Below are 24,137 nucleotides of genomic sequence, written 5' to 3' on the forward strand. Positions count from 1 at the left end.
TATCCGGTATTAGACCCCGTTTCCAGGGCTTGTCCCAGAGTGCAGGGCAGATTGCCCACGTGTTACTCACCCGTTCGCCACTGATCCACCCCGAAGGGCTTCACCGTTCGACTTGCATGTGTTAAGCACGCCGCCAGCGTTCGTCCTGAGCCAGGATCAAACTCTCCGTGAATGTCTACCCGACAGTGCTTAATTAAAAGCGTCAGGTCCACACTCGCGTTGAGCGGCACGGCAACCACCGGAATAGGGCGGTCCCGCGCACTGCGTCCTCGCTAGTGTTTGTTTCAAAAGGAATCTCCAACCCCGATCAGACGATCGAGGCCGGGGATGTCAACATATCTGGCGTTGACTTTTGGCACGCTGTTGAGTTCTCAAGGAACGGACACTTCCTTCGAGCCGCCTTCCAGCGGGCCCTCCGGGCGCTTCGTTCTTTCGTGTTTCCAGCTTATCAGATGTTTTCCGCTCCGTTTTCCGGAGTTTCATTCATCGGATTCACTTTCCGCTTTGTCGCCCCGGTCTCCCGCGGCGACTCCGGAACTGTACGGTGACCGGCCCGCCACATGCAAATCGCCTCCGCCCGGGGCTCCGGGCGGAGGCGATCAGCTGTCAGGGGCGCGTCAGGCGCGGCCCATCTCCTCGGCGATGGCCGCCGCGAAGGCGTCGATGTCGGCCTCCGTGGTGTCGAAGGCGCACATCCAGCGCACCTCGCCGGTGTGCTCGTTCCAGAAGTAGAAGCGGTAGCGCTTCTGGAGTCGCTCGCTCACCTCGCGCGGGAGGATCGCGAAGACCGCGTTCGCCTGGACCGGGCGCACGACCTCGATGCCGTCGATCTTCCGGACCGCCGCCTCCAGCCGGCTGGCCATCGCATTGGCGTGGCCGGCGTTGCGCAGATAGAGGTCGCCCGAGAGCAGTGCCTCGAACTGGACGGAGACGAAGCGCATCTTCGAGGCGAGCTGCATCGAGGTCTTGCGCAGGTACTTGATGTTGCGCACCCGCTCCGGGTTCAGCACCACCACGACTTCACCGAGCAGCAGGCCGTTCTTCGTGCCGCCGTAGGACAGCACGTCGACGCCCGCGTCGGTGGTGAAGTCCCGCATCGGCCGGCCGAGCGCGGCGGCGGCGTTCGCCAGCCGGGAGCCGTCCATGTGGACGAGCATGCCGAGCTGGTGGGCGTGCTCGGTGATCGCGCGGATCTCGTCGATCGTGTAGAGGGTGCCGAGCTCGGTGCTCTGGGTGATGGAGACCGCGAGCGGCTGCGCGCGGTGCTCGTCGCCGAAGCCCCAGGCCTGCTGGTCGAGCAGCTCGGGGGTGAGCTTGCCGTCCGGGGTGGGGATGGTGTGCAGCTTGATGCCGCCCATCTTCTCCGGGGCACCGCCCTCGTCCACGTGGATGTGGGCGGTGTCGGCGCAGACCACGGCTCCCCAGCGCGGCAGCAGCGCCTGGAGGGCGACCACGTTGGCGCCGGTGCCGTTGAAGACGGGGTAGGCCTCGGCCTTGTCGCCGAAGTGGCGACGGAAGACGTCCTGGAGGTGCGCCGTGTAGTCGTCCTCGCCGTAGGCGACCTGGTGGCCGCCGTTGGCGAGGGCGATCGCGGCGAGGACCTCGGGGTGCACGCCGGCGTAGTTGTCGCTGGCGAAGCCGCGGACGGCGGGGTCGTGCCGCCGTACCGCGTCCGTACGGGTGAGGTCGGTCATCGGGCTGTCAGCCACAGGTGCTGTCCGTTCAGTTCTGCTGCGGGGCGGTCCCAGAGGTCCGCCAGGTGTCCGGCGAGGTCGGCGGTGTCGGTGAAGCCGGCGAACTTCGCCTCCGGCTTCTCGGCCCGCATCTCGGGGCTGACCAGCGCCTTGATGACCAGGATCGCAGCCGCCGCGGTGGGCTCGCCGTCCGGGGAGGTGGTCTCCTTCTTGAAGGAGTCGGCCATGGCGAGGGTCCAGGCCTCGGTGGCGGCCTTGGCGGCCGCGTAGGCGGCGCCGCCGGCGGTCGGCTTGTGCGCCGCGGCGGCGGAGACCATCGCGTAGCGGCCGGCCGGGCTGCGGACCAGCGCGGGCTGGAAGGCCAGCGAGGTGTGCTGGAGGGTGCGCACGACGGTGTCGTGCAGGAAGTCCCAGTCGTCCAGGCGGCTGTCGAAGAAGGTCTTGCTGCCGCGCCAGCCGCCGACCAGGTGGAACAGGCCGTCGACGTGGCCGTGCTCGGCCTCCAGGTGGTCGGCCCAGTCGTGGACCTCCTGCGGGTCGAGCAGGTCGATCACCTGGCCGCTCACCTTCGCCCCGCGCACCGCGACGCGGGTGGCGTCCAGGGCGGACTCCAGGCGCTGGGGGTCGATGTCGGCACCGATCACGGTGGCGCCCTCGGCCGCGAGGCGGCGCATCACGGCCTGGCCGGCCGGGCCGCTGGCTCCGGCGACGGCGATGACCTTGCCGGCCAGCTTGGTGGAGGGGTTGGTGGTCACGCGGCGACTCCCTGGATACCGGCGCCGGTGATGCCGGCGGTGGCGGCGATGACGCCGCGGAGCTTCTTGGACAGGGCCTCGTAGAACATGCTCAGCGGGAACTCGTCCGGGAGCACGGCGTCGCACAGCGCCTTGTTCAGGGCCTTGCCGTCGGCGATGTCGAGCGGGAGGGCCTCGGGACCCTTCGCCCAGGTGGAGGCCGGGTGCGGGGTGAGGTAACGGGAGACCAGCTCGTACGCGGCGATCCAGTGGGCCGGCTTGGGCCGGTCGATGCCGTCGCGGTAGAGGGTCTCGATGTCGCCGCAGAGCGCGTTGGTGACCTTCGGGGCGAGGTCCCAGTCGATGGTGAGGCGGTTGTCGCGCCAGCGCAGCGCGTCGTGCTTGTGCAGGTACGCGAAGAGCAGCTGGCCGCCGAGGCCGTCGTAGTTGCGGACGCGGTCACCGCTGACCGGGAAGCGGAACATCCGGTCGAAGAGGATCGCGTACTGGACGTCGCGGGCGTGCGGGTTGCCCTCGTCCTCCAGCTTCACCGCCTCCTTGAAGGTGGTGAGGTCGCAGCGGAGCTCCTCCAGGCCGTACATCCAGAACGGGCTGCGCTGCTTGATCATGAAGGGGTCGAACGGCAGGTCGCCGTGGCTGTGGGTGCGGTCGTGGACGAGGTCCCACAGGACGAAGGTCTCCTGTGCGCGCTGCTGGTCCTGGAGCAGGCCCTCGGCGTCGGCCGGGATCTCCAGGCCGAGCTGCTGGACGGCGCTGGTCGAGACGGCGCGGAAGCGGGCGGCCTCGCGGTCGCAGAAGATGCCGCCCCAGGTGAAACGTTCCGGCGCCTCGCGCACGGAGACCGTCTCGGGGAAGAGGACGGCGGAGTTGGTGTCGTACCCGGCCGTGAAGTCCGTGAAGGTGATCGGCACGAACATCGGGTTGTCGAAGCGGGTGCGCTCCAGCTCGTCCAGCCACTCGGGCCACACCACGCGCAGCAGGACGGCTTCCAGGTTGCGGTCCGGGTTGCCGTTCTGGGTGTACATCGGGAAGACGACCAGGTGCTCCAGACCGTCCTCGCGCTGGGCGGCGGGGTTGAAGGCGAGCAGCGAGTCCAGGAAGTCGGGCTCCCGGTACCCGGTGTCGGCCCACTTGGCGAGGTCGACGTCGACGGCGGCCAGGTAGGCGGCGTCGTGCGGGAAGATCGGGGCGAGCTCCGCTACGGCGGCCCGGACGGTGGCGACCAGCGGGTCGACGGTGTGCCGCTGGACCGCGGACAGGTCGATCGAACCGTCCTTGGACTGCAGCGGGCGCAGCGCCTCGACGGTCTCCTTCAGGCGCAGCCACGCCGGGTGGGTGGCGAGGGTCGAGACCGGGGCGTCGGCCGCCGCAGCGAGCCTTGGCGAAAGATTCTGCATCGTGGACTCACTTCGGCAGGAGTTATTTCAACGAGGACACCATATGTACGAAAGGTTCTCCCGTTCAAGGGGGCTTGGACCGACAAAACTCTCGCGCATCGCCGCTCCGGCCCCAAAACCTGCGCCGGAGCGTACGGCCTCCGGCACGTGTCCGAGATGTGGACGGTGTCCTGGATGTCCGGACAGGCGAGCCGTACTGATGCGAACCTCCCCGCGTCGTTCCCGGAGGTGATCACGGGCCGAGCGCCACGACAGCCCGTGCCGGGCGCCCTCCCGTCAGCAGGCCTGTTGTCGCTGCCGCGGCCGCACGCACGGCTGTTGCCGCCGCCGTCGTCGTCAACCCGGCCACGGCGGTCGGACCGGCCGCGACCGGCGGCTGCCGCTGATCCGGCCCGGGGCGCCGCGGACGCGGGTCCGTACGCCGACCATGCCGCGTGTGTTCCGGCGCCGCCACCGGGGGAAGTGACCTGCCGGGAAGCGGCCCGCCCGGCCCGGCCCCGGAACGCCGCGTCCTTCCCCGGACCGCCCGTACCTGGTGGCGGGGCTGGTGTTCACCGTGCTGACCATTCCGGCGGTCGGGGGGCGTGGGCCCGCTGGGGTGGATCGCACAACGGCGGTCACCACTGTGCGCCCCTGTGCGCGCCTGGTGGCGCCGGGGGCGTAGCGGTGATCGTGGACGGCACGATCGTCGCCGCGGCGGAAGCATGACGAGCAACGGATGACAGAGGACAGCTGACGGATGACAGATAACAGCTGACAGCTTTCGAAATCTGTCAGCTGTCATCCGTCAGCTGTCAGTTGTTCGCTGCCCGCGGTCCCGCCGCCCGCCACCCCTGGGAGGCCGCCGTTGCACGGACCCACCCTGGTCAGCTGGCTCCTCGCCCTCCTCACCGCCACCGCCGGCGCCTACTGCCTGACCCGCCTGCGGCACTCCCCCTGCGCCACCACGGCCCCGGGCGCATGCGGCGCCCACCCATCGCTCGCCCGGGAGTCCGACGCCGCCGAGGCACTGATGGGGCTCGGCATGGCGGCGATGGCCGTCACCGGCGCCACCGTCCCGGCCGCCGTCTGGGCCTGCCTGTTCGGCCTCCCCGCCACCGTCTTCCTGCTCGCCGCCCTTTACGCCCCGGCCGGCCGGGCCCACCGGCTGCACCACGCCGTCGGCGCACTCACCATGACGTACATGGCCCTCGTGATGACCGCCTCCCCCGGCGGGCACCACCACGCCGCGCTCGGCGCACCACTGCTGACCGGCGCCCTGCTGCTGTACTTCGGCGGCTACTCCCTCTGGGCCGGCGCCCGGCTGCTGCGCACCCCCGCCGGCACCCTCGCCCTGGGCACCACCGGACTGCCACGGGCCTGCCGACTGACCATGGGGATCGGCATGTTCGCCATGCTCCTGACCATGTGACCAACGCCCCGCCCGAGCACGTGCCCCGCCCACGCTCGTGCCACGCTCGGGTACGAGCCCCGACAGGCCCCGCGCCAAGGCCCGCACCCGCGCGTGGCGTTGGTCACTGGCCGGTCGAAAGCCGTTCCACCGGGCGTCGACAGCGCATAGGTTGGCGGGGAGCGCGTTGTCGCGTTCCGTGCGTACTCGGGGAGCCCATGCGATGACTGCCCTGATCGGCCTGCTGCTGCTCGGCCTGCTGCTCTCCACCGTGGTGCCCCGGCTGCTGGCCAGGGCCCGCTGGGTGGAGCGCGAACCGGTGCTGGCGCTGCTGGTGTGGCAGTGCATCGTGGTGTCCGTCCTGCTGTGCTGCGCCCTGGGCCTGGTGCTCGCCGCCTCCGCCGCCGAGCCCGCACTGCGCGAATGGGTGTTCGCCGGCGCCCCGCACGGTGTAGAGGCCGCGTACGGCCTGCAGGACGCCGAGGGCTGGGGCCGGCTGTGCGCCGCCGTCCTGGCAGCGGGCGCGTTGCAGACGGTGCTGGCGCTCACCCGGGAGGTCCGGACGGCCAAGGCTCTGCGCAACCGTCGGCATGCCCAACTGGCGACTCGCGCGCCGGAGTTGCCCGAGGCGATCGAGACCGCCCGGAGCCGCCGGGAGCGGCTGGTGGTGCTGGAGAACGTCCGCCCCGAGGCCTGGTCGCTGCCCGGCCCGGACTCCCGCCTGGTGGTCACCACCGGCGCCCTCCAGCAGCTCACCGACCGGGAGTTGGCGGCCGTGCTGAGCCATGAGCGCGGGCACGTCCGGGCCCGGCACCACTGGCTGCAGCAGTTCGCCCAGGCCCTCGCCTCCGGCTTTCCCGGCATCGGGGTGTTCCGGGCCTTCCGGGACCAGGTGGCGGAGCTGGTCGAGCTGGCCGCCGACGACCGGGCCGCACGCCGGCACGGCCGGCACACCACCGCCCTCGCACTGGCCGAACTCAACCTGGACCGTGGGGTGTTCGGCTCCTGTCCGCCCGGCCTGGCACAGTCCCCGAAGCGGGTGGACCGGCTGCTCGCGGGGCGCCCCCGGCTGTCCGTCCCGCACCGGCTGCAGCTGACCGCCGTCGCCCTGGCCGCGCCCGCCGCAGCCGTCCTGCTGGCCGTCGCCCCGGGAATCCACTCGCTGCTCTGAGCGCCTGCGAGGCATACCGCACAAGGAGGTTGACGCAGCGTCAGCCGGGGTCGGACTCTCCGCAGAGCGGCGCGAACCGACCGCCCAGCGTGTGCCCGAGCACCTCGCGGTGCAGCAGCCGGGCCTGGTCGTAGCGCTCCCGGCCGGCCGGGGTGAGGGTGATCATGATGCCCCGCCGGTCACTCGGGCACATCTCCCGGGTCACCAGTCCACCCTTCTCCAGGCGGGCGATCAGCCGGGACAGCGCACTCTGGCTCAGGTGGACGATGGAGGCCAGTTCGCTCGCCCGCAGGGCGGCCCGACCCTCGGCCTCACACCCCTCCACTAGGCGTTCCAGCACCTCGAACTCGCTCATGCCCAGCCCGTGCTTCTCGCCGAGTTCGCGGTCGAGCGCACAGACGGCAGCGGCGTGGCGGGCCAGCAGCTCGCGCCATTCCGCGATGAGACCGGCCTCCGCCGAGGCTTCGAGGGAGTCGAGTTCAGCCACGCCGTCAGACTAGCACGTGCATCGTAAATTTATGCGTTCACATCTTATTCATTTGCATTGAATGCACGTGCATGTACTGTCCTCCCCATGACCACCGCGACCGTCACGCCACCCGACGCTCCGTCAACCAGCGGGCTGAATTGGACACCCCGCCTCTGGGGCACCCTGATCGTGCTCTGCGCCGCCATGTTCCTGGACGCCCTGGACGTCTCGATGGTGGGCGTCGCCCTCCCCTCCATCGGCTCCGAACTGCACCTCACGACCTCCACCCTGCAGTGGGTGGTCTCCGGCTACGTGCTCGGCTACGGCGGACTGCTGCTGCTCGGCGGGCGCGCCGCCGACCTGCTCGGCCGCCGCCGGGTCTTCCTGGTCGCGCTCGGCGTCTTCGCCGCCGCCTCGCTGATCGGCGGCCTGGTCGACGACGGCGGCCTGCTGATCGCCGCCCGCTTCCTCAAGGGCGTCAGCGCCGCCTTCACCGCCCCCGCCGGTCTGTCGATCATCACCACGACCTTCGCCGAGGGCCCCGCCCGCAACCGGGCACTGTCGATCTACACCACCTGCGGCGCCAGCGGCTTCTCGCTCGGCCTGGTGCTGAGCGGGCTGCTCACCTCGGTCGGCTGGCGCTGGACCTTCCTGATGCCCGTCCCGGTCGCGCTGCTCGCCCTGCTCTTCGCCGTCCGCCTGCTCCCCCGCCCGGTCGAGGAGCCCGCCAAGGGCGGCTATGACGTGCTCGGCGCGATCACCGGCACCGCGACCGTGCTGCTGCTGGTGTTCACCGTCACCGAGGCCCAGGGCGCCGGCTGGCTGAGCCTGCGCACCCTCGGCTCGCTGCTCGTGGTCGCCGCGCTGGCCGCCGCATTCCTGCTGATCGAGAGCCGCGCCGCCCACCCGTTGGTCCGGCTCGGCATCTTCCGCAACGGCTCGGTGGCCCGGGCCAACGTGGTCGCCTTCGCGATGACCGGCGCGTACGGCGGCTTCCAGTTCGTCGTCACGCTCTACCTGCAGCACCTGCTCGGCTGGTCGGCCCTGCAGATGGCCCTGGGGCTGCTGCCGGCCGGCGCCTTCATCGCCCTGTCGGCGCCGTTCATGGGCCCGATCGTGGACCGCTTCGGCACCGGCCGGCTGCTGCCGATCGGCCTGCTGGCCCTGGCCGGCGCCTTCGCCCTGTTCCTGCGCCTGGACGAGCACAGCTCGTACCTGGTGCTGGTGCTGCCCTCGATGCTGCTGCTCGGCGTGGGCTTCGCGCTGGCCTTCCCCTCGGTGAACATCGCCGCCACCGACGGGGTGGCCGACGAGGAGCAGGGGCTGGCCTCGGGTCTGGTGAACACGGCGATCCAGGTCGGCACCGCCGTGGTGCTGGCCGGGGCGACCGCGATGATCACGGCCGGGAGCGCGGGCGGCGACAGTGCCCAGGCCCAGCTGGACGGCTACCGGCCGGCGCTGCTCCTGGTGACCGCGGTCGCGGTGGTCGGACTGGTCGTGGCCGCGGCGGGCGCCGTGGTGGACCGGCGCCGAAAGGCAACTCCCGTGTCGGTGCCGGATTATGATTATCCGCCTGCCGGGCCGTCCGTGGCCCGGACCGGAGTCCTGACCGAGCGCTGACCCACTGGCCCCCGCCCACGGCCGACCCCCGGCCGCCGGGCACTGGTGCCGGCTCCACCAAACCCCCGTGTTGGTGGAGCCGGCCGTCTTTGTACCGGCCGCCCGGGCGTGCCCGTCGGGCACGGTTCCACGGTGCGGTGACCGGCTCCGCAAGTATATTGGCCCAGAGTCAACGAACGTTCGGAGCAGACACGATGGCACCTCGCGGGGATTCGGTCAATGAGGAGATGCGGCAGCGCTCCCGCCGGCGCATCATGCGAGCCACCGTCGAGCTGGTTGACCAGCGCGGCTACGCGGGCACCACACTGACCGACATCGCCGAACGGGCCGGACTCGCCCGTGGCCTGCTCTCGTACTACTTCGACGGCAAACGACTGCTGATGCAGTCCGCGACGCACCGGATGATGCACCAGGCGCTGTCCGGCGCGCTGGCCGAACTGCCACCGGACGCCTCCCCCGAGGCCCGGCTGGCCCGCGCGATCGACGCCGTCCTCAGCCTGGCCATGGACCACCCCCGGGTGATGCGCTCGCACCTCGCGCTGATCCTCGACCCCGACACCGGCGCCTTCGTCCAGGATCCGGAGCAGCAGCAGCTCGGCGCGCTCCTGAAGAACCTGCTCGAGGGCTGGGGCGCGCCGGACCCGGTCGCCGAACACGCGGTACTGCGCAGCGCGTTGATGGGCGGCTGCATCGGGGTCCTGCTGCCGGGCGCCGAGATCCCGCTGGCGCCGATCCGGGCCGACCTGTTCCGCCGCTACGACCTGGCCTGGGAGTTGGGCCGTCCGCCCCAGCCGCTGCCGCCGGAACGCGAACGGCCGCCGGCCCGCGGCTGACGGCGGGACGGCGGCCGAGCGGCTCGACGACCGGCGGAGCGGCTCCCGAACGGGGCCGAGGGGACGATCTCCCCGGCTCCGCCCGGGAGTTGCTCAGCGCTCCTTCAGGATCGAGGACAGCAGGTCTATCGTGCGCTCCGGCGTGAGACTGTCCACGCAGAGCCGCTCCATGACCTGGACGTACGCGTCGACGTCGTCCCGCTTGTCCAGGTACAGCGCACTGGTGAGCTGCTCCAGGTAGACGACGTCCGCGAGGTCCTGCTCCGGGAAGCGCAGGATCGAGAACGCCCCGGACTCGCCCGCGTGCGCGCCGAAGCGGAACGGCATGACCTGGATGACCACGTTGGCCTGCTCGGCGACGTCGATCAGGTACTGCACCTGACCGCGCATCACCTTGGGCCCGCCGACCGGCCGGCGCAGCGCCGCCTCGTCGATCACCGCCCACAGCCGCGGGCTGGCCCCCTCGGTCAGCAGCTTCTGGCGGCGCAGGCGGAGACTGACCCGCCGCTCGACCTCCTCCTCGCTGATGACCGGCCGACTCTGGCCGAAAACCGCCCGTGCGTACTCCTCGGACTGCAGCAGTCCGGGGATGAACTGCACCTCGTAGGTGCGGATCAGCTGGGCGGCCTCCTCCAGTCCGACATAGGTCTGGAACCACCCCGGCAGCACGTCGTTGAAGCTGTGCCACCAGCCGGACTTGTTGGCCTCGCGGACCAGCCCGAGCAGGGCCTCCCGCTCCAGGCCGTCGTCGACGCCGTAGAGACTGAGCAGGTCGGCGACGTCCCGCTCCTTGAAACTGACCCGGCCGAGCTCCATGCGACTGATCTTGGACTCGGACGCACGGATCGCGTAGCCCGCGTCCTCACGGGTGATGCCGCGCGCCTCACGCAGGCGTCGCAGCTGCGAGCCGAGGAGGATCCGGCGGACCATCGAGCCGCCGCCCGGCTGAACTGTGGTCATGCGGTCGAAACCTCCACCTAGGGCAAACAGCGCACAGTCTGCCATCAGTTGAGCGCTCACGGTGCCGATACTGACGGATGTTCCTATCAGTTCCACACTCCGCACACCAGGATGCACGTGCATCCGGCGCTTGCATATGCCAATAGTGCGACTGCACGTGAATCGACTCTTGCATCTGCAGTGAGCGCACACCACCATGGTGCACGTGCACCTGCACATCCCTGGCAATCCCGCGGGCTCCGCGTCGACCCCACGCGCGACTCCGTGCACCGACCCGGCGGCGTCCCCCGCGCCATCGGGCGTTCGAGTGCGCGCGCGCCTGGTCGAAGGGGCGCCCGAGCGGCCGAGCGAGTCGGAGGTGACCGGCATGACCCCGGCGGGTCCAGCCGTGTCCGCCCCCTTATGGGAGGAGCTCTTCATGAGCACCGGTACGGCTTTGGCAGTTGACCCCCACGTGGTCACCTGCACGCTCGCTCCTCGCTTCGAAGCCGTGAGAACCGCGCGCGACTTCGCCCGGACCGCTCTCCAGCGCTGGGGCCTGATGGAGCTGTTCGACGATGTCGCGCTGGTGGCCTCGGAACTCGTGACCAACGCGCTCCGGCATGCGATCGGCGCACGGCCCGACCCGTCGGGCGGCGCCCTGGGCGAGTACGACTTTCCCACACAGCCGACCCCGGACGGGCGGCTGCCGATCCGAATAAGCCTGGTGCACCGCGCACCCCAAGTGGTCTGCGCGGTGAGCGATCCCAGCAGCATCGGCCCGGTGGCCCGGGAGGCGGACTTCGTCGCCGAATCCGGCCGCGGACTGCACCTGGTGGAGTCGTTCAGCCGTTCCTGGGGCTGGCACCCGCTGGGCAGCGGCAAGGTGGTCTGGGCCATGTTCGAGGCCGAACCGGCTCGCGGCGGACTCGACGGCAGCGGGCTGGGCGGCGGCAGGCTCGACGGCAGCGGACTCGACGGTCGCGCGCTCGAGGGACGGGTCGACGTCGGTGGACGGCACCGGCGCTCGGCCTAGCGCCGCACGGCGCACGGCCGGCCGAGGGACGACCCGGGAGGACCAGGCCCCGGGCCCTTCAGCCAGGCCCCGCGCCGGATCGGCCGGGGTCCGCCCCGGACCGGCCCACGGCTTCGGCACCGGCACCCACACCCGCGCCGGCAGCGGTACCGGCGCCCCGCCTCAGACGCCCCGGGCCCGCGCGGCCCGCACCACAGCCCGCACGGTCCGCACGGTCCGTCACGGGACCGCCCGAACCCGGGCAGGGCCACCGGACAAAGACAAAGGCCGTCGTGGTGTCAGCACCCACGACGGCCCCCCGATGGTGGCCCGGCGGCCGGTCAGACCGCCAGGTGGTCGAACTCCCCGTCCTTGGCGCCCAGGAGCAGCGCCTCGATCTCGGCCCGGGTGTAGATGAGCGCCGGACCGTCCGGGAAGCGCGAGTTGCGCATCGCCACGTCGCCGCCCGGCAGGGCCGCGAACTCGACGCAGTTCCCCTGCGAGTTGCTGTGCCGGCTCTTCTGCCAGACCACCCCCTTGAGGTCAGCGGCGGCCATCCCGTTGTAGGTGTGGTTCGAGCCGTGCGTGTCCTGCGAGTCGTGCATAGAAGTCTCCCGAAGAGCTCCGGAGTTGTCGTCCAGCGCGGCGCCCCCGGCACCCGCCGAACGGACCGGCCCCGTACCGGTCCGGCACAACGCCTCACTTGACGCGATGATAGCCCCAGTGCACGTGCATCAGCACGGGACATTGCAGGTGCACGAGGCCTTTTACCGGTCGCCGCGAACTCTTCACGGACCCTTCCCCTGACGGTACGTAAACGGACATAGCCGATGGAATCGACGGTTCTTCCATAACCGGCCGTGAGCGGTTCCCCGCTGAATGTTGATCTTCGAATGCCGGGAGTCGCGCTGCCGTGACCCTCCGTCAGTCCACCCTCCGGCTGTGAGACATCTCACGCACCTCTCGTGCAACGGGACGCCCCACGGCACACGTCAGGGCAACCGTGTGAGTCCGAACGGGGATTGGGTGAGGAATGTCCGGATTGTAGGCAATACACCCGGACCGGCGCGGCAGGAACACGGCCTCCGCACCACGACCACCCGAAACCCGTACGGCAGCCGACTGCAGGCCTGACGGGCAGATGTCCTACGATCTCCGGCATGAGCACCGCAGCCATCCCGGGCGCGCCACTGCCCGTCCGCACTCCAGGCTCCCGTGCGCGGGGGCGCCACCGCCGCCCCGAGCGCCCCGAGATCCGCACCGGCTCGCCGGCCCTGGTGCTCGCCGTACCCGCGACCCCGGGGCCCGAGTCCCGCTCGGTCGTCGAGGAACTGCTCTCGATCGTCCGCAGTGAGCACACCGGCGTCCAGGCCGCGGTCGGCTACCTGCCGACCGATGGCACCGCGGCCGGGGGCACGGAGGAGTACACCGTCGCGGACCTACTGGCGGCGGCCGCCGAGGCCGGACTGCCGATGCCCGTCGTGGTGCCCCTGGTGCCCGGCCCGCACGACTTCCTGACCGGGCTTCACGCCCTCGCCGCGGAGTACGGAGCGACCGTCACCTCCGCGCTGGGCCCGCACCCGCTGCTCGCCGAGGCCGTCCACGTACGGCTGTCCGAGGCCGGGCTGGCCCGGGCCGACCGGGCCCGGCTGTTCGCCATCGCGACCGCCGCGGACGGCGTGGTCCTGACCACCGTCGGCGGCGAGGACGCGGCCGCCGCGGCCGGGATCACCGGTGTGCTGCTGGCCGCCCGACTGGCCGTCCCGGTCGTCTCCGCGGCGCTCGACGTGCCCGGCTCGGTCGCCGCCGCCGTCAACCACCTGAAGGAGACCGGCTCCCAGCGCCCCGCGCTGGCCCCGCTCGTGATCGGCCCGGAGGCGGACTCCGAGCTGCTCGCCACGGCCGCCGAGGAGACCGGCTGCCCGTCGGCGGCACCGCTGGGTGCGTACCCGACGGTCGGCCAGCTGATCGCCTCCACCTACCTGGCCGCACTGCCGACGCCGACGGCGGAGGAGCTGGCCGAGGCCGAGGAGGCCGCCGCCACCGCCGGAGCCGGGGAAGGCTCCCGCCGCGCCCACGCGGCCGGCGAAGGGCCCGTGGAGGGCTGACGGACACCTCCTGAGCTCCGGCGGATGCCCGCCGGAGCGCCCGCGACCGAGCGTCGTGGCACCCGCACCACCGAAGGGCCCGGAACACCTGCGTTCCGGGCCCTTTCGACGTGTTCGGATTGCCCCGCAGGAGAGTTAAGCGGTCAATGCGACGCAATGTCCGTTCTGGTGTCATTTGTCGATGAATAGTCGGCGCGTTGTCCCGCGCTCGATTCACTGGAGCTCCCCCGACTCGCGAGCGCGGCCCATGGCGCTTCAACGCTCCGTCACTTCATTCCTGAGGCGGAGCCAGTTATGGGAATCCATCGTGAAATTGCGAGAAAACGATCATTTGCGATCATGAATTACGAACCATTTGGCGTTTCTCGCTAAACCGTGATGCGCATCACAGGTATTTGCGGTTTTAACTTAAGTCTGCTTAACGTGCTCCCCGTTCGTGACCACACGGACCCAGTTCATCCGCGACGCCGAGTCCTGCCGTCGGATGTCCTGGCAGCGCGAAAACGCATCACGGCAGGAGCGGGGGAACCACAGGTAAGTCGCCTTGAACCGTTTTCCGGAACGGTCCAGGGCTAGGGGTGAAGCCGCGCCCACAGCGCGGCCGGGCAACTCCAGCCCGAATCCGACAGCTCACCTCGCAGGCGTGGGAGAGGACCGCGTCTTCATGCTGCCTTCCAACGGCAACCGCCTGTCCAGCCGCACCCGTCGCGTGATCGCCGCCCTCGGCGTCGCCGGCGTCGGCCTCACCGTCCCCTGCCTCACCACCGGCACCGCCAACGCCGCCTCAGTCGCCACCTGGGACAAGGTCGCCCAGTGCGAGAGCACCGGCAACTGGAGCATCAACACCGGCAACGGCTTCTACGGCGGCCTGCAGTTCACCTCCAGCACCTGGGCCGCCTTCGGCGGTACCGCGTACGCACCGCAGGCCAACCAGGCCACCAAGGACCAGCAGATCGCCATCGCCGAGAAGGTCCTCGCCTCGCAGGGCCCCGGCGCCTGGCCGGTCTGCTCCGTCCAGGCCGGTCTGACCAAGGGCGGCGCCCCGGCGACCGTCGACACCTCGGCCGGCTCCACCACCGCCAAGGCCACCGCCAAGCCCGCCACCAAGCCGGCCCAGGCCGCGAAGCCCGCCAAGCCGGCGGCGCCCGCCCAGGACCAGGCGCAGGCCTCCAGTGACTCCGCCGCCGCGTCCTCCGCCGCCACCGACTCGGCCGCCTCCGCCAACGGCGGCTGGGCGCAGCAGCGTCAGGCGCAGGCCCAGGGCGGCGGCTACACCGTCGTCGACGGCGACTGGCTGTCCTCGATCGCCGACAAGCACAACGTCCAGGGCGGCTGGCAGCGGCTCTACGAGCTCAACCGCGGCACCCTGACCGAGGGCCCGGACACCATCTACCCGGGCGAGCAGCTGACCTTCGGTGACGGCGGCGCGGCCCAGGCCGACCAGTCCTCCACCGCCACCAAGTCCGGCTCGGACTTCACCTGGTTCGACCGCTCGCAGAAGTCCGGCCAGGCCTCGAACGGCGGTGCCGTGAACGCCAAGCCGATGGCCCAGGACAAGTCCACCGCCTCGAAGCCGGCGTCCAAGCCCGCCGCGAAGCCGGCCGCCCAGGCGCAGACCCCGGCCCCGGCCCAGGCCGCCACCGGCAGCATGGCCGCCGCGGTCTCCTTCGCCCAGTCGAAGGTCGGCCAGGCGTACGTCTACGGCGGCACCGGCAACGGCGGCTGGGACTGCTCCGGCCTGACCCAGGCCGCGCTGCGCGCCGCGGGCATCAACATCCCGCGTGTCGCCGCCGACCAGGCCGCCGCCAGCACCCACGTCTCGCTGGACAGCCTGCAGCCGGGCGACCTGCTGTTCTGGTCGAACAACGGCCAGGACTCCGGCGTCTACCACGTCGCCATCTACATCGGCGGCGGCCAGTACGTCGAGGCCGCCAACCCGAGCTCGGGCGTCCGCCTCCAGACCATCGCCAACTGGGCCCCGGACTTCGCCGGCCGGGTCTGAGGACACCGCGCTCACCGCGCACCCCTGACGGCTGACGGTCGTTAGCCGACCGCCCCGGGAGAGTCTGGTCGCTCCCCCGGGGCTTCGGCGTATCCGCGAGGTCGACGTCCGCATGGTCAGACTCCGGCCCGCGGGGCATGCTGCTGCTCTGCACCCGAGGAGGAGGCACCATGGCCCAGGTCGCCGTCACGCTCGACGCGAACCTCGCGATCGACGCGATGCTGCTCTCCGGTACGGCCGACGGGCAGCGGGTCGGCGCCGACCGCCCGGCCGTCCAGGAGTGCTGAGCGGACGGGCCGACCGGTCGAGACGGCCGCACCGGCACGCCGACGGGCCCCGGAGAGCAACCGCCCTCCGGGGCCCGTCAGTTGGCACCGCCCACCGGCCTCGGCGCACGAAGCCGGCCCATCGGCCTCAGCGCCCGCGGGCCCCCGTCGAGCCCCGCATCACCAGCTCCGGCTGGAACATGAACTCCCCGCGCTGGGCGGCGTTCCCGCCGACCTCCTCCAGCAGGGCGTCCACCGCGGCCGTCGCCATCGCCTCGACCGGCTGCCGGATCGTGGTCAACGGCGGTTCGGTGAAGGCGATCAGCGGCGAGTCGTCGAAACCGACCACCGACACGTCCTGCGGCACCGACAGCCCGCGCTGGCGCACCGCCCGGATCGCCCCGAGCGCCATCATGTCGCTCCCGCAGACGATCGCCGTGCAGCCCTTGTCGAGCAGCGCGCCGGCCGCCGCGTGGCCGCCCTCCACGCTGAACAGCGTGTGGTGGACGAGGCCCTCGGCCTGCTCCTGGCTGTGCCCGAGCAGCTCGCGCATCGCGGCCGTGAAGCCCTCGATCTTGCGCAGCACCGGCACGTACCGCCGCTGCCCGACCGCCAGGCCGATCCGCTCGTGCCCGAGTTCAGCCAGGTGCTGGACGGCCATCCACATCGCGGAGCGGTCGTCCGGCGAGATGAACGGCGCGTCGATCTTCTCGCTGTAGCCGTTGATCAGCACGAACGGCACCCCGCGCCCGGACAGTCGGGCGTAGCGGTCGTGGTCGGCCGTGGAGTCGGCGTGCAGTCCGGAGACGAAGACGATGCCCGCCACTCCCCGGTCCACCAGCATCTCGACCAGTTCGTCCTCGGTGGAGCCGCCCGGGGTCTGGGTGCACAGCACCGGCGTGTACCCGTGCCGGCTGAGCACCTGCTCGATCACCTGCGCCAGCGCGGGGAAGATCGGGTTGCTCAACTCCGGTGTGATCAGCCCGATCAGCCCGGCGCTGCGCTGGCGCAGCCGGGTCGGCCGCTCGTAGCCGAGCACGTCGAGCGCCGCCAGGACGGTCTGCCTGGTGGCGGCGGAGACGTTCGCCTTGCCGTTGAGCACGCGGGAGACGGTGGCTTCGCTGACCCCCGCCTGCGCCGCGATGTCTGAGAGTCGCGCCGTAGTCACGGTCCCAGAGCCTATTGCAACCACGTCAGACCGCCCACCAGCCGGTGGCGTCCGGAGCGAGCACCGTCTCGCCGCCGTCCACCACGAGTTCGGCCGAGGCCAGCAGCAGCCGGCCCGGTGCGGGGATGCGCACCGGTGCGCCGGTGGTGTTCACCGTGCAGACGAAGGAGCCGCGCCGGAAGGCGAGGGTGCCCTCGGGGCCGTCCAGCCACTCGACCTCGGTGCCGGCGCCGAGGTCGGGCTGGGCCCGTCGGACGGCGAGCGCGCTGCGGTAGAGCTCCAGGGTGGAGGTCGGGTCGCCGGTCTGCGCCTCGACGCTCAGTTCGGCCCACTCGGCCGGCTGCGGCAGCCAGGACGGCCCGCCCGCGACCGGTCCGAAGCCGTACGGGGCCTCGGCGCCGGACCACGGGATCGGGACCCGGCAGCCGTCGCGGTAGCCGTCCTGGCCGGCCTGGCGGAAGAAGGACGGGTCCTGGCGGACCTCGTCGGGCAGGTCGGTGACGTCCGGCAGGCCGAGTTCCTCGCCCTGGTAGACGTACGCGGAGCCGGGCAGCGCGAGCATCAGCAGGGTGGCGGCGCGGGCCCGTCGCAGGCCGAGCGCGCGGTCGCCGGGGGTGCGGATCTGGGTGCCGAGGCCGGGCTCGTTGGCGAACCGGGTGGCGTGCCGGGTGACGTCGTGGTTGGACAGCACCCAGGTGGTGGGCGCGTCGACCGGACGCATCGAGTCGAGCGAGAGGTCGATCACCTCGCGCAGCGCGGCGGCGTCCCAATCGGTGCCCAGGTACTGGAAGTTGAAGGCCTGGTGCAGTTCGTCGGGGCGGACGTAGTTGGCGGTGCGCTGGACGGTCGGGGTCCAGGCCTCGGCGACGCCGATCCGCTGGCCCGGGTACTCGTCGAGGATCCGGCGCCAGCTGCGGTAGATCTCGTGCACGCCGTCCTGGTCGAAGAACGGCATGACGTCGTTGCCGAGCAGCTTGAGCTGGTCGGCGCCGCCGAGGTCGGGCAGGCCGGGGGCCTTGACCAGACCGTGGGCGACGTCGATGCGGAAGCCGTCCACGCCCATGTCCAGCCAGAAGCGCAGGATCGAGCGGAACTCGTCGGCGACGGCCTGGTTCTCCCAGTTGAAGTCGGGCTGCTCGGGGGCGAACAGGTGCAGGTACCAGTCGCCGGGGGTGCCGTCCGGGTTCTCGCTGCGGGTCCAGGCCGGGCCGCCGAAGATGGACTCCCAGTCGTTGGGCGGCAGTTCGCCGTCCTCGCCCTTGCCGGGGCGGAAGTGGTAGCGGTCGCGCAGCGGGGAGCCGGGGCCCTCGCGCAGGGCGCGCTGGAACCACTCGTGCTGGTCCGAGGAGTGGTTGGGGACGAGGTCGACGATGATCCGCAGCCCCAGCTGGTGGGCGTCGCGGATCAGCGCGTCGGCGTCCAGCAGGGTGCCGAACATCGGGTCCACCGCGCGGTAGTCGGCGACGTCGTAGCCGGCGTCGGCCTGCGGTGAGGCGTAGAACGGGGAGAGCCAGACGGCGTCCACGCCGAGGTCCCGCAGGTACGGCAGGCGGCTGCGGATGCCGGGCAGGTCGCCCATGCCGTCCCCGTTGGAGTCGGCGAAACTGCGCGGGTACACCTGGTAGATGACCGCGTCCCGCCACCAGTCTCTGGACGCGCCGCCGGTCACGGGAGCCGGGGAGGCCGCCTCGTGCGCGGTGTCGGCGGCGGGCCGGGAGGTGTCGGCCAGGTTCTGGGTCATGGACGGTATCCCTTGGGGACTAGAGGAGCGGGGAGCGCTTGGTCGTCGGGAAGCGCTGAGACGTGCGGGGGCGTCAGGACTTGGAGGCGCCGGCGGTCAGTCCGGTGACCAGGTGGCGCTGCACCAGGTAGAAGAAGGCCGCGGACGGGATGGCGATCAGCACGGCGGTGGCGGCCATCAGGTTCCACTGGGCGTCGTGCTCGCTGACGAAGCTCTGCAGGCCGACGGCCAGCGTGTACTTGTCGGAGCTGAGCATGAAGGTGGAGGCGAACGGCACCTCGGCCCAGTAGGTCAGGAAGGAGTAGAACGCGGCCACCGCCAGGCCCGGCCGGGCGAGCGGCAGCACCAGCCGCCAGAAGGTGCCGAACGGGCTGAGCCCGTCGACCCGGCCGGCCTCGTCGATCTCCACCGGGATGGTGTCGAAGTAGCCCTTCATCAGCCAGGCGCAGTACGGCACGGTGGTGGTGGAGTAGACCAGGATCAGGCCGGCGTAGCTGTCCAGCAGGTCGAGCGCGGAGAGCATCGTGTACATCGGCACGATCAGCACCGCGATCGGGAACATCTGGGTGACCAGCAGCGACCACATCAGCGGCTTGTGCCCGGGGAACTTCATCCGGGAGACGGCGTAGCCGGCGGTGGCGGCGAGCAGCACGCCGAACACGGTGGTCACGCCGGCCACCAGCAGGGAGTTGCCGAACCAGGTGAAGAAGTCGGTGTCGCCCAGCACGTGCTGGTAGTTGGACAGCGTGAGCTTGCCGAAGATCTCGCCGGGGTGGAGGTAGTCGTTCTTGTCCGGCCCGAGCGAGACGAAGAGGATCCACCCGATCGGGAACAGCGCGATCAGGCTGGCCACGATCAGGACGCCGTGGGACAGCGCCTTGGACAGCGGGCTGCTCTCGCCGCGCGGGCGGAACTTGACGGGCCGCGCGGGCCGGGCCGCGGTCGCCGTGGGAGCGGGGCGTTCGGCGGGACGTTCGGTGGTGGTGCTCATCGGGGTTACCTGCCTTCGTGGGTCGACCTGTGGAGGTCGACGGGGTCCGGGGTCGACTGGGTCCGGGGCCTCAGCCGTTGGCCTGCTCGTTGCGGGCGAGCCAGCGCCGGTAGAAGGCGGTGAAGACGATCAGGATGGACAGCAGGATCACGCCGTACGCGGCGGACCCGGCGTAGTCCCGGGGGAGTTGGCCGAAGCCCAGGCGGTAGGCCCAGGTGACCAGCAGCTGGGCGTCCGGGGCGCCCTTGCCGAACAGCAGGAAGATCACGTTGAACTGGTTGAAGGTCCAGATCACGCCGAGCAGCACGACGGTGGAGGAGACGCTGCGCAGCCCGGGCAGGGTGATGTGCCGGAACTGCTGCCAGCGGGTGGCGCCGTCCATCTCGGCGGCCTCGTACAGCTCGGCCGGGATCGACTGCAGGCCGCCGAGCAGCGAGATCATCATGAACGGCACGCCGGCCCAGGTGTTGACCAGGATCGCGGCCGCCTTCTGCGCCCACGGGTCGGTGAGCCAGGCGGGCTCGGGCAGGTGCAGGGTGGAGAGCAGGGTGTTGACGACCCCGCCGTCGGAGAGCATCAGCCGCCAGGAGAAGACGGTGACGAAGGTGGGGACGGCCCACGGGAGGATGAGCAGCATCCGGTAGGCGGCGCGCCCGCGGAGCTTCTTGTTGAGCAGGACGGCGAGGCCGAGGCCGAGGGTGTAGTGCAGGCAGACGCAGATGACCGTCCAGGCGATGGTCCACACGAAGTGGGACCAGAACCGGTCGTACGAGCCGGGGCCCCAGAGGATGTCGGCGTAGTTGTGGAAGCCGATGTACTGGTAGCTGGCCGGGATCTCGTTGACGCCGATCTTGCGGGCGACGTTGAGGCTGTTGGCGTCGGTGAGGGTCAGCCAGATGCCCTGGACCAGCGGGTAGAACACCAGTGCGCCGAGCACCAGCACGACCGGGGCGATCATCGCGTAGGCGTACCAGTGCCTGGCGTAGGAGCGCTTGAGGCGTTCCAGCGGACCCGGACGCTGATCGCGCTCCCGGCTGCCCTTGCCGGTGGCGCCCTGCACGGCGACTGACATCGTTTGCACCTTCTCGGGGGGAAGTCTCGGGGGAGCCGACGGCCCGGCCCGCCGGGGTCGGCGGGCCGGGCGGTGGGGACTACTTCGCGAAGCCCGGCAGGAGCTTGGCGTAGTCGGTGGCCACGGTGTTCAGCGAGTCCTGGGTGCTGGTGCCCTGGACGGTCTTGCCCAGGTTGGTGCCGAGCGAGTCGAACAGCGAGCTGTACTCGGGCAGTTCGGGGCGCGGCTTGGCGCTGGCGAGGATGGCCTGGAAGCCGGCGATGCCCGGGTCGGCCTTGACGTCGGCGGTGTAGGCGTCCGAGCGGGTCGGCAGAGTGGAGTTCTTCTGCGCGATGAAGGCCTGGCTCTCGGCCGAGGTCATGAAGGCGGCGAACTTCTCGGCGGCGGCCTTGTGGGCCTTGTCGGCACCGGCGTAGACGGCGATGTTGTGGCCGCCGGTGGGGGCACCGGCCTTGCCGCTGGAACCGGCCGGGACGGAGGCGATGCCGAGGTTCTTCTTGTCGGCGAACGCGGAGCCCTTGTAGATGTTGGTGATCTCCCAGGGGCCCTGGATGATCGCCGCGACCTTGCCGCTGTTGAAGGCGTCCATCATGTGGGCGTAGGCGTCGGTGGTGACGTCCGCCTTGGCCGTGCCGGGCGAGGTGAACATCGACTTGTAGGTCTCGATGCCCTTGACGGCCTCGGGCGAGGTGATGGTGATCTTCTTGCCGGCGGCGTCGACCGCGTCGGTGCCCTCGCCGAACAGGAACGGCATCGCGTAGTAGCCGTCGGCGGCCTTCATCCAGAAGCCGTCCACGCCCGCCTTGTCCTTGACGGCGGCGGCGTCGGTCTTCAGCTCGTCCCAGGTCTTGGGGGCGTCGGTGATGCCGGCCTTGGCGAACAGGTCCTTGTTGTAGAGCAGGCCCAGGGTGTCGGTGACCAGCGGGACGCCGTACAGCTTGCCCTCGTACTTGGCCTGCTGGATCAGGCTGGGCTGGAAGGCGGAGGTGTCGGCGGCGGCCGGGGTGCCGTCCAGCGGCTCCAGGAAGCCGGCCTTGGCGAAGGCGGCGGTCCAGCCGACCTCGGAGCGGAAGACGTCGGGCGCGCCCTTGGCCCCCATGGCGGTCTGCAGCTTGTTCTGCGCCTGGTCGAACGGCACGTTGACGAAGTCGACCTTGATGGTCGGGTTGGCCGCCTCGAACTTCTTGACCAGTTCCTGGTAGTTAGGAGCCTCGTTGGTGGCGTTCGACGTGTCCCAGTAGGTGAGGGTGACCGGGCCGTCGGCCTTGCCGTCCGAACCGGAGCCGCCACTGCTGCCACAGGCAGCCATCGAGACCGCGAGGGCCACAACGAGGGCAGAGGCCGCGATGCCACGCCGCATGAGAACTCCTAGGAAGGGTGGGGGTGCCCGAGATGTTCCGAGACAGGCGCATAATGGCTGCCTCGTGCCGACCGCACCGTTGCTGCCGTCGGGCTCGGGAAGGAAGTTAACAGCGGCGCAAGAGCGACGGAAAGGTCTTGCAGCAAGTTTCTGCAAGAAACCGCGATCGTTACGCCCGCGTGTCCTGGACGTGGCCGCACGGTAGTTGACAGCGCGGCGCAATGTCCGCCTTCGTCCGATTCACCCCACTCCGAGGTGGCCGGGGGAACCACCCTGAGTGGCCGGAAGACGCCTGCAGCAGACTGGTCCGCATGCGTATCAGAGCCGTCACCGAGGACGAACTGCCCCTGCTGAGCGAACTGGAACGGGCGGCCGGAGCCCCCTTCGCGGAGATCGGGATGCCCGAGATCGCCGAGGACGAACCCCCCGCCCCGGCGGAACTGGCCCGCTACCTGGAGCACGGCACCGCTCTGGTCGCCGAGGCCCCCGACGGCACCGTCGCCGGCTACCTGCTGGCCGAACCGGTGGACGGCGCGCTGCACGTCGAACAGGTCTCGGTCCACCCCGACCACGCCCGCCGGGGCATCGGCCGGGCCCTGATCGAGCACCTCGCCGCGGGCACCGACGCCCCCGCGCTCACCCTGACCACCTTCGCCGACGTCCCCTGGAACGCCCCCTACTACGCCCGCTGCGGCTTCCGCCCGCTGACCGACGCCGAACTCACCCCCGGCCTGCGCGGGATCCGCCGCCGGGAGGCCGAGCACGGCCTCGACCGCTGGCCCCGGCTCTGCATGCGCCGGGACCTGCGCCGGCCGGCTGCCAACGACGACCGGCCGGCTGCGTCGCCCGGCTGACTACCCGGCTGACTAGTTGACGCCCAGCCGCAGCACCGTGGTCGAGCGGAACTCCTCCCCCGGCCGCAGCACGGTGCTCGGGAAGGCCGGGTGGTGCGGGGAGTCCGGGAAGTGCTGGGTCTCCAGCGCGATCCCGGCGAACGGTCCGTACGGCACCCCGCTCGCACCGGTGACCGCGCCCTGGAACTTGTTCGCCGTGTAGACCTGGACGCCCGGCTCGGTGGTCAGCACCTCCAGGGTGCGGCCGCTGACCGGGTCCTCCAGCAGCGCCGCCCGCGCCGGGCCGCCGTCCGCCGGGCGGGCGCGCAGCACCCAGTTGTGGTCGTAGCCGCCCGGGCCGGCCAGCTGCGGGTGCTCGTCGTGCAGCGACTTGCCGATCGGGGTGGCCACCGTGAAGTCGAAGGGCGTGCCGGCCACCGGCTCGGTCCGGCCGTACGGGACCTGCCGCTCGTCGGCCGGGGTGTACTCGTCGGCGTCCAGGGTGAGCAGGTGGCCCAGGACGTCGCCGCTGCCTTCACCCGAGAGGTTGAAGTACGCGTGGTTGGTCAGGTTGACGACGGTCGGCTTGCCGGTGACGGCGCGGTAGTCGATCACCAGCTCGCCGCCTGTGCCCGGGGTGTGGGACAGCGTGTAGGAGACGGTGACGTCCAGCGCCCCCGGGAAGCCCTGGTCGCCGTCCGGGCTGTGCAGCCGCAGCAGCACCCCGCCCTCGACCGGCTCGGCCCGCCACATCCGCTGGGCGAAGCCGTCCGGCCCGCCGTGGATGGTGAGCCCGCCGCCGGTCGGGGCGAGCCGGTGCTCCTCGCCGTCGATGGTGACGCTGGAGCCGTCGATCCGGTTGGCGTACCGGCCCACCACCGTGCCGTAGTGCCGGGCCGGGCCCAGGATCTGCGCCAGCTCGTCGGTGGACAGCAGCAGTTGGGCGGTGCGCCCGGCGCGGTCAGGGGCGCTGAGGGTGTGCAGGGTGGCGCCGAGGGTGAGCACGCTCGCCTCGTACGGGCCGGCGGTCAGCGTCCAGCGCTGGATCGCCGCGCCCGCGCCCGAGGGGTCGAGGGGTTCGCGGCGCACACTGGTGGCCTCGCTCGCCATGGCCTGCTCCTCACTGGCGGCAGCGGCGCCGCCGCGTCCGCCCGGTGTCCCGTTCCGTCCAGGGGGCGTCGTGGCGGCCCCCCGTGGTGTCCGTCAGCCTAGCGAGGGCGGCCCCGGCGGGGGCGCTCCCGCGCCTCCGCGCGCCGCCTGAACGCCACCGCGAGCCACCCGCCTGCCACCGGCATGTCACCGCTTGCCACCGG

The 24,137-nt window shown here is 71.2% G+C and carries 19 protein-coding genes, 1 rRNA gene, 1 pseudogene and 1 riboswitch; of the genes and pseudogenes, 8 read left to right on the forward strand and 13 right to left on the reverse strand.

Annotated elements, in window-relative coordinates; all coding sequences use genetic code 11:
- The 4 genes from ACZ3YL_RS00005 to ACZ3YL_RS00020 all read right to left on the reverse strand — a co-directional run.
- Positions 1–172, reverse strand: a 16S ribosomal RNA gene (locus ACZ3YL_RS00005); the annotation flags it as partial.
- Positions 173–617: 445 nt separating this feature from the next.
- Positions 618–1,694, reverse strand: a complete 1,077-nt coding sequence (locus ACZ3YL_RS00010; RefSeq protein WP_188305723.1) for a threonine aldolase family protein — start codon at positions 1,692–1,694, stop codon at positions 618–620.
- Positions 1,691–2,449, reverse strand: coding sequence for an SDR family NAD(P)-dependent oxidoreductase (locus tag ACZ3YL_RS00015; RefSeq protein ID WP_188305715.1), 759 nt, complete (start codon positions 2,447–2,449; stop codon positions 1,691–1,693). The genes ACZ3YL_RS00010 and ACZ3YL_RS00015 overlap by 4 nt, the downstream gene beginning before the upstream one ends.
- Entirely contained in the window at positions 2,446–3,846 is a 1,401-nt protein-coding gene (locus tag ACZ3YL_RS00020) for a DUF6421 family protein (RefSeq protein WP_465654203.1), read from the reverse strand. The genes ACZ3YL_RS00015 and ACZ3YL_RS00020 overlap by 4 nt, the downstream gene beginning before the upstream one ends.
- 847 nt (positions 3,847–4,693) lie before the next feature.
- On the opposite strand from ACZ3YL_RS00020, the gene ACZ3YL_RS00025 reads away from it, so the two are divergent.
- Both ACZ3YL_RS00025 and ACZ3YL_RS00030 read left to right on the forward strand, forming a co-directional pair.
- Complete coding sequence (locus ACZ3YL_RS00025) at positions 4,694–5,257, forward strand: DUF5134 domain-containing protein (protein WP_465654205.1); 564 nt, start codon at positions 4,694–4,696, stop codon at positions 5,255–5,257.
- A gap of 202 nt (positions 5,258–5,459) precedes the next feature.
- On the forward strand, positions 5,460–6,407 hold the full coding sequence (locus tag ACZ3YL_RS00030; RefSeq protein WP_188305712.1) for a M56 family metallopeptidase: 948 nt from the start codon (positions 5,460–5,462) through the stop codon (positions 6,405–6,407).
- Positions 6,408–6,447: 40 nt separating this feature from the next.
- Here ACZ3YL_RS00030 and ACZ3YL_RS00035 read toward each other — a convergent pair whose 3' ends face one another.
- Complete coding sequence (locus tag ACZ3YL_RS00035) at positions 6,448–6,894, reverse strand: MarR family winged helix-turn-helix transcriptional regulator (protein WP_465654208.1); 447 nt, start codon at positions 6,892–6,894, stop codon at positions 6,448–6,450.
- 87 nt (positions 6,895–6,981) lie between these two features.
- Between ACZ3YL_RS00035 and ACZ3YL_RS00040 the strand changes: the two genes are divergently transcribed.
- A complete protein-coding gene (locus ACZ3YL_RS00040) occupies positions 6,982–8,496 on the forward strand; it encodes an MFS transporter (protein ID WP_465654210.1) in 1,515 nt (504 codons plus the stop codon).
- A gap of 227 nt (positions 8,497–8,723) precedes the next feature.
- A complete protein-coding gene (locus ACZ3YL_RS00045) occupies positions 8,724–9,329 on the forward strand; it encodes a TetR/AcrR family transcriptional regulator (RefSeq protein WP_465654212.1) in 606 nt (201 codons plus the stop codon).
- A 93-nt stretch (positions 9,330–9,422) separates the two neighbouring features.
- Here ACZ3YL_RS00045 and ACZ3YL_RS00050 read toward each other — a convergent pair whose 3' ends face one another.
- Positions 9,423–10,289, reverse strand: coding sequence for a helix-turn-helix domain-containing protein (locus ACZ3YL_RS00050; RefSeq protein ID WP_188305708.1), 867 nt, complete (start codon positions 10,287–10,289; stop codon positions 9,423–9,425).
- Between the two features lie 418 nt (positions 10,290–10,707).
- Here ACZ3YL_RS00050 and ACZ3YL_RS00055 point away from each other — a divergent pair.
- Positions 10,708–11,178: pseudogene (locus tag ACZ3YL_RS00055) on the forward strand (ATP-binding protein); the annotation flags it as partial.
- 446 nt (positions 11,179–11,624) lie between these two features.
- Here ACZ3YL_RS00055 and ACZ3YL_RS00060 read toward each other — a convergent pair.
- Positions 11,625–11,888, reverse strand: a complete 264-nt coding sequence (locus tag ACZ3YL_RS00060; protein ID WP_188305707.1) for a DUF397 domain-containing protein — start codon at positions 11,886–11,888, stop codon at positions 11,625–11,627.
- 555 nt (positions 11,889–12,443) lie between these two features.
- Here ACZ3YL_RS00060 and ACZ3YL_RS00065 point away from each other — a divergent pair.
- Together ACZ3YL_RS00065 and ACZ3YL_RS00070 are read left to right on the forward strand one after the other, a co-directional pair.
- The gene (locus ACZ3YL_RS00065; RefSeq protein WP_223242473.1) at positions 12,444–13,391 is read left to right on the forward strand and encodes a sirohydrochlorin chelatase family protein; all 948 of its coding nucleotides are present in this window, start codon (positions 12,444–12,446) and stop codon (positions 13,389–13,391) included.
- A gap of 494 nt (positions 13,392–13,885) precedes the next feature.
- A riboswitch (cyclic di-AMP (ydaO/yuaA leader) is annotated at positions 13,886–14,048 on the forward strand.
- A 7-nt stretch (positions 14,049–14,055) separates the two neighbouring features.
- Positions 14,056–15,393, forward strand: a complete 1,338-nt coding sequence (locus tag ACZ3YL_RS00070) for a transglycosylase family protein (protein WP_465654216.1) — start codon at positions 14,056–14,058, stop codon at positions 15,391–15,393.
- Positions 15,394–15,807: 414 nt separating this feature from the next.
- On the opposite strand, the gene ACZ3YL_RS00075 is transcribed toward ACZ3YL_RS00070, so the two are convergent.
- The 5 genes from ACZ3YL_RS00075 to ACZ3YL_RS00095 all read right to left on the reverse strand — a co-directional run bounded on the left by ACZ3YL_RS00075 (position 15,808) and on the right by ACZ3YL_RS00095 (position 21,991).
- Entirely contained in the window at positions 15,808–16,827 is a 1,020-nt protein-coding gene (locus ACZ3YL_RS00075; RefSeq protein WP_188305705.1) for a LacI family DNA-binding transcriptional regulator, read from the reverse strand.
- A 25-nt stretch (positions 16,828–16,852) separates the two neighbouring features.
- The gene (locus tag ACZ3YL_RS00080; RefSeq protein WP_188305704.1) at positions 16,853–18,568 is read right to left on the reverse strand and encodes a glycoside hydrolase family 13 protein; all 1,716 of its coding nucleotides are present in this window, start codon (positions 18,566–18,568) and stop codon (positions 16,853–16,855) included.
- Between the two features lie 73 nt (positions 18,569–18,641).
- Positions 18,642–19,559 carry a sugar ABC transporter permease gene (locus ACZ3YL_RS00085; RefSeq protein ID WP_188305703.1) on the reverse strand — a complete coding sequence of 306 codons (918 nt, stop codon included), beginning with the start codon at positions 19,557–19,559 and terminating at the stop codon, positions 18,642–18,644.
- A 70-nt stretch (positions 19,560–19,629) separates the two neighbouring features.
- A complete protein-coding gene (locus ACZ3YL_RS00090) occupies positions 19,630–20,631 on the reverse strand; it encodes a carbohydrate ABC transporter permease (RefSeq protein ID WP_188305702.1) in 1,002 nt (333 codons plus the stop codon).
- A 79-nt stretch (positions 20,632–20,710) separates the two neighbouring features.
- Positions 20,711–21,991, reverse strand: a complete 1,281-nt coding sequence (locus ACZ3YL_RS00095) for an extracellular solute-binding protein (protein WP_188305701.1) — start codon at positions 21,989–21,991, stop codon at positions 20,711–20,713.
- A gap of 311 nt (positions 21,992–22,302) precedes the next feature.
- Here ACZ3YL_RS00095 and ACZ3YL_RS00100 point away from each other — a divergent pair, with 311 nt between their 5' ends.
- Positions 22,303–22,845 (forward strand): GNAT family N-acetyltransferase, encoded by a 543-nt coding sequence (locus ACZ3YL_RS00100; RefSeq protein ID WP_465654221.1) that lies wholly within the window; start codon positions 22,303–22,305, stop codon positions 22,843–22,845.
- 12 nt (positions 22,846–22,857) lie between these two features.
- Here ACZ3YL_RS00100 and ACZ3YL_RS00105 read toward each other — a convergent pair whose 3' ends face one another.
- Positions 22,858–23,934 (reverse strand): aldose epimerase family protein, encoded by a 1,077-nt coding sequence (locus ACZ3YL_RS00105; RefSeq protein ID WP_465654223.1) that lies wholly within the window; start codon positions 23,932–23,934, stop codon positions 22,858–22,860.
- Between the last annotated feature and the right edge of the window lie 203 nt (positions 23,935–24,137).

It is taken from the genome of Kitasatospora sp. NPDC023176, from assembly GCF_055560495.1.

Bases quoted from the DNA above. Each gene is read 5' to 3' on its own strand.
- ACZ3YL_RS00095 (WP_188305701.1), bottom strand. From the start codon at position 21,991: ATGCGGCGTGGCATCGCGGCCTCTGCCCTCGTTGTGGCCCTCGCGGTC.
- ACZ3YL_RS00010 (WP_188305723.1), bottom strand. From the start codon at position 1,694: ATGACCGACCTCACCCGTACGGACGCGGTACGGCGGCACGACCCCGCC.
- ACZ3YL_RS00105 (WP_465654223.1), bottom strand. From the start codon at position 23,934: ATGGCGAGCGAGGCCACCAGTGTGCGCCGCGAACCCCTCGACCCCTCG.
- ACZ3YL_RS00085 (WP_188305703.1), bottom strand. From the start codon at position 19,559: ATGAGCACCACCACCGAACGTCCCGCCGAACGCCCCGCTCCCACGGCG.
- ACZ3YL_RS00040 (WP_465654210.1), top strand. From the start codon at position 6,982: ATGACCACCGCGACCGTCACGCCACCCGACGCTCCGTCAACCAGCGGG.
- ACZ3YL_RS00045 (WP_465654212.1), top strand. From the start codon at position 8,724: ATGCGGCAGCGCTCCCGCCGGCGCATCATGCGAGCCACCGTCGAGCTG.
- ACZ3YL_RS00060 (WP_188305707.1), bottom strand. From the start codon at position 11,888: ATGCACGACTCGCAGGACACGCACGGCTCGAACCACACCTACAACGGG.
- ACZ3YL_RS00030 (WP_188305712.1), top strand. From the start codon at position 5,460: ATGACTGCCCTGATCGGCCTGCTGCTGCTCGGCCTGCTGCTCTCCACC.
- ACZ3YL_RS00090 (WP_188305702.1), bottom strand. From the start codon at position 20,631: ATGTCAGTCGCCGTGCAGGGCGCCACCGGCAAGGGCAGCCGGGAGCGC.
- ACZ3YL_RS00100 (WP_465654221.1), top strand. From the start codon at position 22,303: ATGCGTATCAGAGCCGTCACCGAGGACGAACTGCCCCTGCTGAGCGAA.
- ACZ3YL_RS00020 (WP_465654203.1), bottom strand. From the start codon at position 3,846: ATGCAGAATCTTTCGCCAAGGCTCGCTGCGGCGGCCGACGCCCCGGTC.
- ACZ3YL_RS00065 (WP_223242473.1), top strand. From the start codon at position 12,444: ATGAGCACCGCAGCCATCCCGGGCGCGCCACTGCCCGTCCGCACTCCA.
- ACZ3YL_RS00050 (WP_188305708.1), bottom strand. From the start codon at position 10,289: ATGACCACAGTTCAGCCGGGCGGCGGCTCGATGGTCCGCCGGATCCTC.
- ACZ3YL_RS00080 (WP_188305704.1), bottom strand. From the start codon at position 18,568: ATGACCCAGAACCTGGCCGACACCTCCCGGCCCGCCGCCGACACCGCG.
- ACZ3YL_RS00070 (WP_465654216.1), top strand. From the start codon at position 14,056: ATGCTGCCTTCCAACGGCAACCGCCTGTCCAGCCGCACCCGTCGCGTG.